Source organism: Nocardia sp. NPDC059236, from assembly GCF_042754085.1.
In the GTDB taxonomy this organism is placed as follows: domain Bacteria; phylum Actinomycetota; class Actinomycetes; order Mycobacteriales; family Mycobacteriaceae; genus Nocardia.
In genome coordinates this window covers 236066-250117 of the sequence record NZ_JBHZAF010000015.1, presented here as the reverse complement: position 1 = coordinate 250117, position 14052 = coordinate 236066, and the positions used below count along the sequence as shown (strand labels likewise).

Genomic DNA, 14052 nt, shown 5'->3' with positions numbered 1-14052 from the left:
GTGGCTCTACCGAAGTGAGTTTCACCCCGGCAACCCACGCGGCTTTGCAGAACGAGGCCTCCGGCCCCAACTCAGTGGGCCCTCATACCGTCTAGCCGGGCCTCAGAGGATCGCGACCGCCACCACCAGGCCGATGGCGATGTGCGCGGCGGACACCACCACGGACTCGGTGCTGAACTCCGGATTCTTCAGCACCGCACCGATATCGATGCCGAGCACGAATTCCAGGCTGCGCATCGCGATCACCTGGGCCGCGATGCCGACCAGTCCGTAGATCGTGGTGGCGATCAGGCCCTCGGCGAGCTTGCCCGCCTGCGCGTAGATGGCCAGCACCACGATGAATGCCGTGCTGAGCATGGCCGCGGAGCTGACGATCACGGCGTTCGGCAGCCCGCGCGCCACCATGGCGCGCAGGGGGCCCGGAGTGGTCCAGTCCACGGCCTGGAAGCCGATGAGCAGCAGCACCAGGCCCAGCAGGGCGTAGCACAGGATCGCGCCGACGCCGCGGCCCAGGGAGTGCCAGTACCCGGCTTCGAGTGCGAGAGCGGTGGTCATCGGGATCCTCCGGGTCGGGGTGAATCGGCGGTGGCTACTGCGGTGTGTGGTGGCTACTGCGGTATGCGGTGCGGGACGAAGGTGGAGCTGTCGTCGGTGATCAGGCCGACGGTCTCCCGGATACCCAGTCCCGCGGAGGTGTCGCCCACGATCCAAGCACCCAGCACCGGTCGCATGCCGTCGAATTCGGGGAGCGGGTCCAGCATTTGGTAGACGTACCCCTCGGCGCCGTAGACGCCGCCGGTGGCGGTTTCCATGCCCGCCCCGACGATGGTCATGTTCGCGCCCTCGCGGCCCAGCTTCGGCTTGCGGATGTACTCGGTGAGTTCGTGCGGGTCGTCGAGGTAGGCGGGCAGCAGGTTGGGGTGGCCGGGGTACATCTCCCACAGCACCGCCAGGATCGCCTTGTTGGACAGCAGGGACTTCCAGAGCGGTTCGATCCACATGGTTTCCGGCAGGGACTCCACCACGCGGCGGCCGAAATCGTCGTCGAGGGCCCATTCCCACGGGTAGAGCTTGAAGATGGCCTCGATGGGAGCCTCGGCCAGATCCACGAAACGGTGCAGCTCCGTGTCGAATCCGACGTCTTCGATGGGCAGGGCGACGGTGTCGAATCCGGCCTCGGCGGCGGTCTCCTGCATGTAGGCGGTGGTGACATTGTCCTCGCCGGAGGAGTCCGCGCCCGACCAGCTGAAGTGCAGCTGCGAGCCCGGCAGCGTCTCGCGCATCTCACCCCAGCGCTCGACCAGCTTCTCGTGCAGTGAATTCCACTGGTCGTCGTCCGGGTGGGTGTCGGTGAGCCAGTGCCACTGCACGATTGCCGCCTCCAGCAGGGAGGTGGGCGTATCGGCGTTGTACTCCAGCAGTTTCGCCGGGCCGCGGCCGTCGTAGCGCATGTCGAAGCGGCCGTAGATGTGCGGGTCGGAGCGGTGCCAGGACTTGGTGATGGGTTCCCAACTCCATTGCGGCAGACCGAAATCGGCGAATCGCTCGGTCAGCACCACCTGTTCGACGGCGTGCAGGCACATGGAGTGCAGCACCTCGACCTGCGCCTCCATGGCCAGGATCTCGTCCATGTCGAACTCGTAGTGCACCGACTCGTCCCAGTAGGGCCGGGGTTGCCCGCTCGGGTATTGCCCCGGCGAGCCGTAGACCAGACCCTGACTCTCGATGATCCGCCGCCAGCCCGGCCGCGGAGTGCTGCGTACCCGCCGCACTAGGAACCTCCACCGTGGATCTTCGCGCCGAGTCCGCCGCGTTGAATCGTGCTGCCGCTCTTGGTCTTCACTGTCGCACCGCTGGGCGCCGACGTGCTACCGCCGCTCGGCGCGTGCCCGATGGTGCCGGTGCCGCCGTAGTAGTAGCGATACGAGTGCCCCGCCAGGAAGAAGAAGCCCGGGTGAATCCCGCCGTCCCCGTGGTCCGTCGCATCCGAACAGTAGTTGTCCGGAACGACGATCTCCTGATTGTCCTGTGTCGCAGTGACACTCTGTCCCTGCCCGGTGGGCACGGTCTCACCCTTGTTGGCCACCACCGTGCAATAGGCGGTCACCTCGGGCCCGTTCCACGCCTCCGCCACCAGATACCCGCCGCCGACCAGCGCCGCGATCCCCACCACGGCCGCACCGCCGATGAGTAGTCGCTTCTTCTTGCGCTGCTTGGCTTCCGCGGCCTCCGCCTCGGCCCGCTCCTGCGCCTCGGCCCGCTTCCGGGCCTTCTCCCGCGCCCGCGCCTCCGCCACCGTGGGCGGCCGCGGCTGGGTGATCCCTGCCTCCTGCGTGGTGATGCTGCCACGTCGCGGCGGCGCGGCCGGCTCGTCCACCGTCGCGGGCAAGGCCGGTTCCGCCGGCTCCAGCACCGGCCCGGGCAGGACGAATCCGGCGTTGCCCAGCAGCGGCCCCGGCGTGGCGGTCGGGCCACCGGCCCCCGGCCGGCCGAAAGCTCCCGGCCCACCATGGAATTCCCCCGCGAGATGATGCGGCCCGTGCTGCTCGCCGCCGTGCTCCGCCCCGAAATCCGCCGGCATCGGCAGCGTCGGCTGATGCCCGGCCGGTCGATCCGCACCGGGCTCGCCGAAACCGCCTGCGCCGCTCCGAGATTCACCGAATCCGGATTCGTTCGGCAGCGCGGGCGTCGGCTCGTAGCCGCCCGGGCGACCCGGGCCCGGCTCAGCGGAATGTTCGGACTCGCCGCCCGCACCTCCTGCGCCGGATTCGTTCGGCAGCGCGAGAGTTGGCTCCTGGCCGCGTGGTTGACCTGGTGCGGGTACTCCGGTCGAACCAGGTGCGGAGTCCGAACCTCGCGCGGTCTCCGGTGTGAATCGGACGGTCGGGTCGCTGCGGCCGATGGGCGCGGCGGTCTCGTCGTCCGGATCGCCGGGGAGCGGGTAGTGCTCGTGGCCCGGGTGGGCGGGATCGGCTGGGGCGGTATGGGATTCGGCGGGGTGTGCGGGGTCGGGGGTGGGGCGGTCCGGGTTTTCCGGACTACCGGGACGGTCTGTGGACATTGGTCGACTCCGTGGGCTCGCCGCTCGCTAGCGTTCTTCGAATCCTGTCATGTCGCCCGCGGCGGCACTCCAGTCTTCCACCACCAGGTTTACCCGACCCGGTGTAGTACCGGAACGTAGCAGGTCGAGCAGGGTTTCGCAGCGATCGCGGGGCCCTTCGGCCACGACGTGCACGCGGCCGTCGCGGTGATTGCGGGCATAGCCGGTCAGGCCCAGTTCCAGGGCGCGCGAGCGCGTCCACCAGCGGAAGCCGACGCCCTGGACCAGGCCGTGGACCCAGGCGCTGAGCCGGACCGGGTCACCGCTCATTCGTCGACGCGGAACGTCAGGTTGACGGTGGTGCCCGCCTTGAGGGTGCGGCCGACCGTGCAGACCTTGTCGACGGCGCGCTGCGCGGCGACCAGCAGGCGCTCGCGGGTTTCGGCGTCGAGTTCGCTGAGGTCGAGCTCGAACTCCTCGTTGAGCTCCGGGTACACCTCGTTCTCGCGGTCGGCGTCGCCGGAGACGTGCACGGTGGCGTCGAACGTCTCGCCCAGCCGGCGCGCGAGGGTGAAGTCGGCGCTCAGGCCGGTGCAGCCCGCCAGCGCGATCTTCAGCAGCTCACCCGGGGTGAACGCGCCCGGCACGCCCGCGGACGCGATGAACACCTCGCCACCGCGGTTGTTGCGGCCGGTGTAGGCGCGGGTGCCGGTGCGTTCGGCCCACAGCTTGACCGGCTCGGCGGCCGGGTCGGTGGTGGCGGTCTGCGGTGCGGCGGTCTGTTCGGACATAAGGAAGATCCTCCCATTGGGTCACCCGGGACAACCATCTGGTTGCCGCTCGTTCGGAACGCCGAGGTGGTCAGCGGAATTCCGCCATCAGCTCCGGGGTGATCTCTTTCAAGCTGTCGGCGACGTACGCCGCCAGCGTGATGGCGTCCACGGCGGGCGGGTACTTGGGATGCGGGACGGCGATGACCGTCATGCCCGCGGCGTAGGCGGCGCGCAGGCCGTTGCTGGAGTCCTCGATGGCGACGCACGCGTCGGGGTCGATGCCCAGCCGCGCGGCGGCCTCGAGGTAGCCGTCGGGCGCGGGCTTGCCGCGCGCCACCTCCTCGGTCGACACGGTGGCGGCGAACAGGTCGGAGACGCCCATGTGGTCGAGCACCACGTCGATCAGCCGGCGCGGGGACGAGCTGGCCAGCCCGAGGGTGTAGATCCCGGCCAGCCGGCGCACGGTGTCGACCGCGTCCGGCATGAGCGGCAGATGGTCGGCGTAGCGGGCGGCCATCCGGGCGATGACGTCCTCGGCGACCTCGTCGGGCGCGCGCCGGCCGTCGAGCAGCTCCTCGCTCAGGTACCGCGACCATTCGGCCGTGCTCATTCCCATGAACCGGTCCTGGGTGTCGGGCAGCCAGCGCCCGCGCATCTCCTCGACGTACGCGCGCCGCACCTCTTCCCAGATGGGTTCGGTGTCGATGAGCACACCGTCCATGTCGAACACGATCGCAACAGACATGTCCTCCATGGTGGTTCATCACCGTCCGGGTACCCGGCATCGGGGGCGCATGCGGCGCGTCCACTGACTGGGATCGCGGTGCGGAACCGCGTCGCCCGCTCGCGCGCGGCGTTAGCGTCCGAAGCGAAAGACGCATACTCGCAAGCGAATACCGAGGTGGGCCGTGGGCACGGTCATGGACATCTACGATCCGGAGCTCTATGTGTCCGGGCCGATCCACGAGATCTTCGCCGATCTGCGGCGCACGGACCCGGTGCACTGGCAGGAGATGCCGGGCGAACCCGGCTACTGGGCGATCCTCAAGCACGCGGATGTGGCGCACGTGGCCCGCAATCCGGAACTGTTCTCCGCCGAGCGGGAGGGCGTGATCCTGGAGAACCAGCCGCCCGAACGCCTCGAGCAGACCCGCAACATGCTGCTCATGATGGATCCGCCGCGGCACACCGACTACCGCAGGCCGCTGGCCGAGCACTTCAAGGCGCGGGTCATCGGCGAGCTGGAGGACCGGGTCCGGGAGCTGACCCGGAACCTGCTCGAAAGCGTCGACGGCGATGTCGAATTCGTGCACGACGTAGCGGGTGTGCTGCCCAGCCAGGTGGTGGGCGGTCTGTTCGGGATTCCGGTCGCGGACTGGCCGAGCATCCGGCGCTGGGCCGAACAGTCCACCAGCCAGCAGGATCCGGACCTGGTCGGCGATTTCGACGTGACGGCCGAGCTCACCAATATGGCCATCTACGCCATCCAGTTCTCCATGGCGCGGCGGGCCGAGCCGCCGCAGGCGGATCTGACCTCGCTCATCCTGGGCGGATCCTACGGTGGAAAACCCATGTCGGACCTGGAGTTCGGCAGCTTCTTCACCCAGCTGGTGACCGCGGGCAACGACACCACCAAGACCATGCTGTCCTCGGGTCTGGAACTGCTGCTGCGGCATCCCGAGCAACTCGCGGCACTGCGCGCGGACCCGGCGCTGATTCCCGGTGCGGTGGAGGAGATCCTGCGATACGCCAACCCGCTGCACTACTTCCGGCGCACCGCCACCGCCGACACCGAGATCCGCGGGGTCCCCATCAAGGCCGGGGACAAGGTGGCCATGTGGTACACCTCGGCCAATCGGGACGAGGACGCCTTCGACGACGCGCAGCGCTTCGACATCCGCCGAAATCCCAACCCGCACCTGTCCTTCGGGCTGGCCCAGCACTTCTGTCTGGGCGTGCACCTGGCCCGGCTGGAGGGTCGGGTGTTCTTCGAGGAGCTGCTGACCCGCTTCCCGGCAATGGAGCAGACCGGCGAATCCCGCCGGATCCGTTCGAATCTGAACAACGGCCTCAAGACGTTGCCGCTCCGCCTGACGCGGTAAGTTCGCGCGTCCATCACCACGGCGACGCCCGGCCGTTACCCGCACCCGCGACTCTGTCGGGATCTCGGCGCACCCGTACGGGTGGCCGGAGGTGAGGAGACGGAATTGAGTCAGGTGCGTGGACTGGGCTACCGGCTGGCGGCGGCCGGGGCCTGCGGGGTGCTCGGGCTGGCGGCCGCCGGGTGCGGGAGCAGCGGGGATTCGTCGGCGCGCGATCAGCATGTGCTGCTGCTGTCGATCGACGGCATGCACCAGTCGGATCTCGCCGGTTATGTGGCGGCGCACCAGGATTCGGCGCTGGCCAAGCTGGTCGCCCGCGGCGCGCAGTACACCGGCGCGCAGGTCCTGGCGCCGGCCGACTCCTTCCCGGGCACCATGGCGATGATCACCGGCGGCAGCCCCAAGACCACCGGCGTCTACTACGACGACACCTGGGCCCGGGACCTGCTCCCGGCCGGCACCAAGGACTGCGCCACCGCCAGGAAGGGTGCGCAGGTCCCGCTGACCGAGGAGATCGACAAGAACACCGACGAGCTCGACGGCGGCCAGGGCCTGACCGGTCTGCCGGACGGCATCGCGGCCATGACCGGAGATCCGGGCTCGGTGCTGGATCCGGCCAAGCTGCCGGTGGATCCGGCTACCTGCAAGCCGATTTCGCCGTCGGACTATCTGAAGGTGAACACCGTCTTCTCGGTGGTGCACGACGCCGGGCAGCGCACCGCCTGGTCGGACAAGCACCCGGCGTACCAGATCATGAACGGCAAGGGCGGTCGCTCGATCGACGACCTGTTCACCCCGGAGATCGACAGCAAGTCGCCGAAAGGTGATGCCTGGACCAAGGACTCGGACCAGACCAGGCGTTACGACACCTACAAGGCCGACGCGGTCGTCAACGAGATCAACGGCAAGGACCACTCCGGCACCCAGCAGGTCGGTGTGCCCGCGGTGTTCGGCATGAACTTCCAGGCGGTGTCGGTCACCCAGAAGCTGCCCGCGTCCAAGGGATACTCCGCCGACGGGAAACCCGGTGCGCTGCTGTCGGCTTCGCTGGATTTCGTGGACCAGCAGATCGGCCGTTTCGTCACGGCCCTGGACCGGGCGGGCCTGACCGGCACCACCACCATCGTGCTGACCGCCAAGCACGGGCAGTCGCCGATCGATCCGAACGCGCTGACCCGGGTCGACGACAAGCCGATCATCGATGCGGTGAACAAGGAGTGGGCGGCCACCCACCCCGAGACCCCGAAGCTGATCGCGCACTCCATCGACGACGCCGCCATCCTGTGGTGGCTGGCCGACCGTTCGCCCGAGGCCACCGCCTTCGCGAAGCGAAAGCTGCTGGAGGCCAGCGGAACCGGCACCGACATCAACGGCAACGCGAAGCCGTTCACCGCGTCGGGCGTGGACACCGGCCAGGTGTACGCGGGCGCGGACGCCGTGAAGTACTTCGGCACGGACGCCGACGACACCCGCGTGCCCGACCTCTTCGCCGGCACCAACGGCACGGTCTACACCGCCGGCAAGTCCAAGATCGCCGAGCACGGTGGCACCAGCCCCGACGACCGCCACGTCCCGCTGGTGGTCGTGGGCTCGGGCATCTCGAAGCACGATGTCCCCGACCAGGTTTCCCTCACCCAGGTCGCTCCCACCATCCTGGCTCGCCTCGGCCTGGACCCCCGGAAACTCGACGCCGTGAAATCCGAACACACGGCGACCCTGCCGAGCTAGGGGGTCCATACCAGATCAGGGAGTTCTCAGCGCGGAATTCTGTCCGATACCGCGCGGTGAGAGCTCCCTGATCGCTGTCCGGGGGATTTACGACTGGAAGCGGTAACCCATGCCCGCCTCGGTGAGGAGATGTTTGGGCTGGGAGGGGTCGTCCTCGAGTTTGCGGCGCAGCTGGGCGAGATAGACACGCAGGTAATGGGTTTCGGTCGCATAGGACGGGCCCCAGACCTCACGCAGGAGCTCACGGCGGCCGACGAGCTTGCCGCGATTGCGCACCAGCATCTCCAGCACGCCCCACTCGGTCGGGGTCAGGTGCACGTCGTGGCCGTGGCGGGTCACCTTCTTGGCCGCGAGATCGACTGTGAAGGAGGCGGTTTCGATGACCGGCTCGGCGGTGTCGGCGGTACTGGCCGAGCGGCGGACGGCGGCGCGCAGCCGGGCCAGCAGTTCGTCCATGCCGAAGGGCTTGGTGACGTAGTCGTCGGCGCCGGCGTCGAGAGCCTCCACCTTGTCGGAGGAGTCGGTGCGGGCGGAGAGCACGATGACCGGGGCGGTGGACCAGCCGCGCAGGCCGGCCAGCACCTCGATGCCGTCCATATCGGGCAGGCCGAGGTCGAGAATTATGACGTCCGGGTGCTTCTCGGCGGCCGCGCGCAGGGCCGCGGCCCCATTGGACGCGGTGGTCACCTCGTAGCCGCGGACCGACAGATTGATGCGCAGGGCACGCAGGATCTGTGGTTCGTCGTCGACCACGAGCACTTTGATCGGCGCTGCCGCCGCGTTCGTCACCCGTCCTCCTCTTCGGTGTTCGCGGGGTCGTCCCCCGCGGGCAGATCGATCACCATGGTCAAACCGCCGCCCGGGGTGGGCTCCGCGTGCACGGTGCCACCCATGGCGTCCACGAAACCGCGCACCACCGACAGACCCAGGCCCACGCCGGTGGAGGTGTCGCGGTCGCCGAGCCGCTGGAAGGGCTCGAACAGTTGGTCCTCCAGGCCGGTCGGGACACCCGGACCGGTATCGACCACCGTAACGGCCACTCGCTTCCCGACCTGCTCTGCCGCCACCCGCACCATCGAATCCCTGGGGGCGTAGCGGGCGGCATTGTCGATCAGATTGGCCAGGACCCGTTCCAGCAGACCGGGATCGGCGCGCACCGAGACGGTGTCGACGTCCACCTTCACCCGGTCCATGGTGGTGCGGCGCATGCCGCGGGTGCCCATGCCCATGAGCGCGTGATGCACCACCTCGTCGAGGTAGACCTTGCGCACCTGCGGCTTGATCACGCCGACCGCCAGGCGCGAGGAGTCCAGCAGGTTGCCGACCAGCGCGGTCAGCTGATCCACGGATTCCTCGATGGTCTCCAGCAGTTCGGCGGTGTCCTCGGGGGAGAACTCCACATCGTCACTGCGCAGGCTCGACACCGCCGCCTTCGCCGCGGCCAGCGGGGTCCGCAGATCGTGGCTGACCGCCGACAGCAGAGCGCGGCGCAGCTTGTCGGCCTCCATGACCGCCTGCGCTGCGCTGGCCTCCTCCTGGAGCTGCTTCTGTTGCACCAGTCCCGCCGCCTGATTCGCGACCGCGCCCAGCACCAGGCGGTCCCTGGAGGTCACGGGACGTCCTCGCAACAGCAGCCAGTGCATGTCATCGCCTGCCTCCAGAGCGGTTTCGGCGTCGCTGACCTTCGTCGGCGGCTTCTCGCCCACCGACGCGATGACCTCGTCGTCGGTGACCAGGCTGACGGCGTCCTGGCCGTAGGTCTCGCGGGCGCGTTCGAGCAGATCCTGAAGATCCGCGCCGTGCAGCACCGAGCCCGCGAACAGCGTCAGCAGCTCGGCCTGGCGAGAGGCCTTGCGCGCCTCCAGGGTTCGCTTGGCGGCCACATCCACCAGCGCCGCGACCGCGACCGCCACGAACAGCAGCACCACGATGGTGAGGAAGTTGTCGAGCTGGTCGATGGTGAGGCTGTAGCGGGGTTGGGTGAAGAACCAGTTCAGCAGGACGCCCGACAGGATCGCCGACAGCGCCGCGGGCGCCACGCCGCCGAGCAGCGCGACCGCGATGACGCCGATGAAGAACAGGGCGCTCTCACCGCTGAGGTCCAGCAGGCGATCGAGCCAGAAGTAGATGACCGCGCAGATCACCGAGGGCACGATGAACGCGGCCGACCAGGAGCCGACCTTGCGCTCGCGCCGGGTCAGCGAGGACCAGCGGAAGCCGCCCTTGTTGGATTCCTCGTGGGTCACCATGTGCACGTCGATCTTGCCCGACTCCTGCACCACGGTGGCGCCGATACCCTCGTCGAGCATGCGCGCCCAGCGTGAGCGGCGGGAGGTGCCCAGCACCAGCTGGGTGGCATTGACCTGACGCGCGAAATCCAGCAGCGCGGTGGGCACGTCCTCACCGGTGACGGTGTGCAGGCTGGCGTCGAGACTCGTGGCCAGGTCGCGCAGGCGGCTGAGCCGTTGCGTCGAGACCCCGGCCAACCCGTCACCGCGCACGATGTGCACCACGATCAGCTCGGCGCTGGACTTGGCGGCGATGCGGCTGGCGCGCCGCACGATGGTCTCCGATTCCGGACCGCCGGTCACCGCCACCACGACGCGTTCGCGCGCCTCCCAGGTGGTGGTGATCTTGTGGTCGGCACGGTATTTGGCGAGCGCGGCATCGACCTGATCGGCCAGCCACAGCAGCGCCAGCTCGCGCAGTGCGGTCAGATTGCCCGGGCGGAAGTAGTTGCGCAGCGCCGCGTCGACCTTCTCGGCGGCGTAGACATTGCCGTGGGACATGCGGCGGCGCAGGGCTTCCGGCGTGATGTCCACCAGCTCCACCTGGTCGGCGGAGCGAACCACCCAGTCCGGCACGGTTTCCCGCTGCACCACGCCCGTGATCTGCTCGACCACGTCGTTGAGGCTCTCCAGGTGCTGCACATTCACCGTGGACACCACGTCGATGCCCGCGTTCAGCAGGTCCTGGACGTCCTGCCAGCGCTTCTCGTGCTTGCTGCCCGGGACATTGGTGTGCGCCAGCTCGTCGACCAGCACCACCGCCGGATGCCGCCGCAGCACGGCGTCCACATCCAGTTCGGGCATGGTGGTGCCCCGGTACTCGATCATCCTGGGCGGGATGCGCTCGATTCCGGCCAGCAACTCGGCGGTCTTGCTGCGGCCGTGGGTCTCGACGACGGCGGCCACCACATCGCGCCCACGCTCGAGCCGCCGATGCGCTTCGGCGAGCATCGAGTAGGTCTTGCCCACGCCGGGGGCCGCGCCGAGGTAGATGCGTAGTTGGCCGCGTTTCACTCGTCCATCATCGCGCGCGGCGCGCGGAAGCCCTGCTGTGCCGTGCGGATGGATTCGCGGGTGCCTTCGGCGGCGGCCAGGACGCGCAGTATCAGCGCGCAGCCGAGGAACCCGAAGATCACCATCAGGGTGACGGCGATGTGCGGCACGGCTTCTCCTTTATCTATCGGGGGTGTGCGCCCGGGCGCGCGTGCGCGCGCACGGGTTCCCACTTCATACCTCCGATGCTGGTCAGGTCGCTGATCCTGACGGTTTCTTTACGGTGGTGTCTCGCGTTGTTGACAGGATCCGAGCGGCCTCGGAAGGACCGACCGGTGCGAGATCGAGCTGGATGTCGGAGTCCGGGAGTCGTACGGCGAACCACTGAGCGAGTAGCAACAAAGTGGCAAACATCGTGCTGGCATAGAAGTTGGAGTCCCTCCGCATGATGCGCGGATCACCGATCGCTCGATGTGACCTATGACCAAATAATGTGGTTTGCGCCACGCTTTCCCGCCCCACGCAGTTACTGTGTAGCTATCATTCTTGACGCACGTTTCCGATAACCAGTGGTCAGGGGAGCTGTTCCAAGTCGAATCCAGCGAGAGGGCAGTCGCATGACTCGTCGGTATGGAGAATCCAAGACCAGCGCGTCGCGACGCGCCCTGCTGCCGATCGTCGGCGCGATACCACTGGCCGTCGCGGTGACCTGCTCCATCGCCACGGGCGATGCCGCGGCGCAGCCCAGCGTCCCGGCTCCCGCGGCTGTCGAGCAGCTCTGGACGAGTCCGGTGCAGCCCGGTGCGTTCGGCATCCCGGTGCCGCAGAGTGTCCCCGACATCATGCTCGATCAGGCGAAAAACGCTGCAGCCGCCACCAATGCCGTCATCGGCGGCGGCCTGCACGCGGTCGACGACAACTACTCGGACAGGGTCACCAGGCTGAACGTGGGTAGCGGCACCGCCGGTCTCATCATCGGCACGGTCGTGGCGGCTGTACCGGGCGCGGTGGTCGGGGCGGTGCCGGGAGCCATTATCGGGGCTGCGTTCGGTGCGATTGCCGGCGCGATCGCGGGCGGCGTCGTCATGGCCGTTCCGACCATGGGGGTGGGTGCGCCCTTGGGAGTCGCAGGCGGCGCCCTCGCGGGGGCCGGCGTCGGCGGTGTGGTGGGTGCGGTGGTCGGTGGTCTGGTGGGCGCTGTTTCCGCTGGCGTCGTGGGCGCAGCCGTCGGTTACGAGCTCGGCGCAGCCACCGGGCAGGGCAACGGCATGCAGGGCACTTAGCCTGAATTCACCGCGCTCGAAAAGACTGACCGGTACGAGATCTCGCGTGGACAGTGGGGGAACCCTAAGCTGTCGTCCGTGAATTCCGGGCGGGCAGTGGTCGACGGGCGTTTCGAGTTGATCGAACCACTCGGCAGTGGCGGCATGGGCACGGTGTGGCGCGCCTACGACATCGCGCTGCACCGCGAGGTGGCATTGAAAGAGGTGCGAGCCGAAGGCGACGCGGGCTCCGCGGAGGTGCAGCGAGAACGGGTGCTGCGCGAGGCACGCGCGCTGGCGCGCATCACGCACCCGAATGTGGTTGCCATCCACCACATCGTGGACACACCCGCCGAGAAGCATCCATGGATCGTGATGGAACTGGTCGCGGGCGGCTCGCTCGCGGACCGGCTGGACGAGGGGCCGATGTCGCCGGGACAGGCCGCCTGGGTCGGTCGCGGCATTCTGGCCGGCCTCCGCGCCGCGCACGCGGTGGGCGTCCTGCACCGCGATGTGAAACCCCCGAATGTGTTGCTGCGCACCGACGGTTCCCCCGTCCTCACCGATTTCGGCATCGCCGCAGTGAACGACCTCACCGGTCTCACCTCCACCGGCAGCGTCGTCGGCTCCCTCCCGTACGTCGCCCCCGAACGCCTCCAGGGCTACGAGGGCAACCCCGCCTCCGACCTCTGGTCCCTCGGCCTGGTCCTCTTCGCCGCAGTCGAGGGCTACCAGCCCATGCGCCGTGACACCGACGTCGCCACCCTCGCCGCCGTCCTGATGGGCGCGGTCCCGCCCCCACGCCAGGCGGGCCAGCTGACCCCCGTCCTGCAAGCCCTCCTGGTCCCCAACCCCGGACACCGCCCGCCGGCCGATCAGGTCGACCAGATGCTCGCCCAGGTCACCCAGGACTTCACGCCGCCGTCCCAGGGCTTCCAGCCGTCGCCGCAGGACTTCACGCCGCCGCCCCATTTCCAGGGATTCACGACGGCGTCCAGACCCCAGGACGCGCCGCCGTCGCAGGGCTTCCCGGCAACGCCCCCGCCCCAAGGGTTTTCGACCGCACCGCAGCAGCAGGGCTTCCCGACCTCGCCACCCTCGACGGGATACCCGACAGTCCAGCAGCCTCACGGGTTCACCGCATCCCAGCCGTTTCCACCTGGCTTGCCGAACCCCGTCCACACTGCGCCGCAACGCAATTCGCGCCCCTTGATCCTCGCCGGCATCGGTGTCGTCCTGGCCGTCGCCGCGGTCGCCGCCATCGCCTTGTGGCCCTCCTCCTCCGGCGGCGGCCAAGGCCAATCAGGTCAGCCGAACGTCCCCACTCAACCCACGGGCATCCCCCTGAGCGGAGTCATCCCGCCCACCGTCATCGCCCCCACCACCGCCAAGGGCGACGCGACCACCGACCTGCTCACTCCCGACGGCGTCCGCAAGGCCGTCGCCGCCCTCGAAAAGGTCACGGGCGGCAAGCAATTCACCGAAACCACGATCTACCCGGCCTACATCAGCACGGGTGCCCCGGTCCAGGGCCGGCCCCAGGTTTACGACAAGTTCTCCTACCGGGAGGGCACCGCCAAACGCGACGGCCCAGGCTCCGAACTGACCGATCCCACCATCGACCTGTCCGCTATCAACTGGGACCTCCTCCCCGCCCTCTTCACCGCCGCCGCCCAGCGACTTAACGTCCCCAACCCCACCAGCCGCTACATCATCGTCAACCCCGCCTGGACCTTCAACGACGACCAGCCCAGCCTGCTGGTCTACCTCTCGGACGACTACGGCGGCGCCTACCTGGCGGCCGGCCTCGACGGCACCATCGTCAGGACCTACCCCCGCAAGTAACCCCGCCGCTCAGGCCACGGT

At 68.8% G+C, this 14052-nt stretch carries 13 protein-coding genes; 4 read left to right on the top strand and 9 right to left on the bottom strand.

The annotated features are described in order from the left end of the window. Window positions 1-102: 102 nt before the first annotated feature. From ACFXIV_RS33385 to ACFXIV_RS33360, 6 genes are all read right to left on the bottom strand, one after another. A complete protein-coding gene (locus ACFXIV_RS33385; RefSeq protein ID WP_379401086.1) occupies window positions 103-555 on the bottom strand; it encodes a DUF350 domain-containing protein in 453 nt (150 codons plus the stop codon). Window positions 556-608: 53 nt separating this feature from the next. Then, entirely contained in the window at window positions 609-1772 is a 1164-nt protein-coding gene (locus tag ACFXIV_RS33380; protein WP_379401087.1) for a glutathionylspermidine synthase family protein, read from the bottom strand. Then, window positions 1772-3061: a hypothetical protein gene (locus tag ACFXIV_RS33375; RefSeq protein ID WP_379401088.1), complete on the bottom strand. Its 1290-nt coding sequence runs from the start codon at window positions 3059-3061 to the stop codon at window positions 1772-1774. The genes ACFXIV_RS33380 and ACFXIV_RS33375 overlap by 1 nt, the downstream gene beginning before the upstream one ends. Window positions 3062-3088: 27 nt before the next feature. Further along, window positions 3089-3370 (bottom strand): acylphosphatase, encoded by a 282-nt coding sequence (locus tag ACFXIV_RS33370; RefSeq protein ID WP_379401089.1) that lies wholly within the window; start codon window positions 3368-3370, stop codon window positions 3089-3091. Beyond that, complete coding sequence (locus ACFXIV_RS33365) at window positions 3367-3831, bottom strand: OsmC family protein (protein ID WP_379401090.1); 465 nt, start codon at window positions 3829-3831, stop codon at window positions 3367-3369. The genes ACFXIV_RS33370 and ACFXIV_RS33365 overlap by 4 nt, the downstream gene beginning before the upstream one ends. A gap of 70 nt (window positions 3832-3901) precedes the next feature. Further along, a complete protein-coding gene (locus ACFXIV_RS33360) occupies window positions 3902-4558 on the bottom strand; it encodes an HAD family hydrolase (protein ID WP_379401091.1) in 657 nt (218 codons plus the stop codon). Window positions 4559-4721: 163 nt separating this feature from the next. On the opposite strand from ACFXIV_RS33360, the gene ACFXIV_RS33355 reads away from it, so the two are divergent. Then, window positions 4722-5915 carry a cytochrome P450 gene (locus tag ACFXIV_RS33355; RefSeq protein ID WP_379401092.1) on the top strand — a complete coding sequence of 398 codons (1194 nt, stop codon included), beginning with the start codon at window positions 4722-4724 and terminating at the stop codon, window positions 5913-5915. Between the two features lie 114 nt (window positions 5916-6029). Then, the gene (locus ACFXIV_RS33350; protein WP_379401217.1) at window positions 6030-7643 is read left to right on the top strand and encodes an alkaline phosphatase family protein; all 1614 of its coding nucleotides are present in this window, start codon (window positions 6030-6032) and stop codon (window positions 7641-7643) included. A gap of 87 nt (window positions 7644-7730) precedes the next feature. On the opposite strand, the gene ACFXIV_RS33345 is transcribed toward ACFXIV_RS33350, so the two are convergent. From ACFXIV_RS33345 to ACFXIV_RS33335, 3 genes are read right to left on the bottom strand one after another with little or no spacing between them, the layout of a single operon-like run. Continuing rightward, a complete protein-coding gene (locus tag ACFXIV_RS33345; RefSeq protein ID WP_354837780.1) occupies window positions 7731-8432 on the bottom strand; it encodes a response regulator in 702 nt (233 codons plus the stop codon). Beyond that, entirely contained in the window at window positions 8429-10945 is a 2517-nt protein-coding gene (locus tag ACFXIV_RS33340; protein ID WP_379401093.1) for an ATP-binding protein, read from the bottom strand. Before ACFXIV_RS33340 ends, ACFXIV_RS33345 begins: the two co-directional genes overlap by 4 nt. Beyond that, window positions 10942-11094: a hypothetical protein gene (locus ACFXIV_RS33335; RefSeq protein WP_379386754.1), complete on the bottom strand. Its 153-nt coding sequence runs from the start codon at window positions 11092-11094 to the stop codon at window positions 10942-10944. The genes ACFXIV_RS33340 and ACFXIV_RS33335 overlap by 4 nt, the downstream gene beginning before the upstream one ends. 447 nt (window positions 11095-11541) lie before the next feature. Between ACFXIV_RS33335 and ACFXIV_RS33330 the strand changes: the two genes are divergently transcribed. After that, complete coding sequence (locus ACFXIV_RS33330) at window positions 11542-12207, top strand: hypothetical protein (RefSeq protein ID WP_379401094.1); 666 nt, start codon at window positions 11542-11544, stop codon at window positions 12205-12207. 78 nt (window positions 12208-12285) lie between these two features. Beyond that, window positions 12286-14031, top strand: a complete 1746-nt coding sequence (locus ACFXIV_RS33325) for a protein kinase (protein ID WP_379401095.1) — start codon at window positions 12286-12288, stop codon at window positions 14029-14031. Window positions 14032-14052 lie beyond the last annotated feature (21 nt).

Bases quoted from the DNA above. Each gene is read 5' to 3' on its own strand.
- ACFXIV_RS33385 (WP_379401086.1), bottom strand. From the start codon at position 555: ATGACCACCGCTCTCGCACTCGAAGCCGGGTACTGGCACTCCCTGGGC.
- ACFXIV_RS33375 (WP_379401088.1), bottom strand. From the start codon at position 3,061: ATGTCCACAGACCGTCCCGGTAGTCCGGAAAACCCGGACCGCCCCACC.
- ACFXIV_RS33370 (WP_379401089.1), bottom strand. From the start codon at position 3,370: ATGAGCGGTGACCCGGTCCGGCTCAGCGCCTGGGTCCACGGCCTGGTC.
- ACFXIV_RS33365 (WP_379401090.1), bottom strand. From the start codon at position 3,831: ATGTCCGAACAGACCGCCGCACCGCAGACCGCCACCACCGACCCGGCC.
- ACFXIV_RS33360 (WP_379401091.1), bottom strand. From the start codon at position 4,558: ATGTCTGTTGCGATCGTGTTCGACATGGACGGTGTGCTCATCGACACC.
- ACFXIV_RS33330 (WP_379401094.1), top strand. From the start codon at position 11,542: ATGACTCGTCGGTATGGAGAATCCAAGACCAGCGCGTCGCGACGCGCC.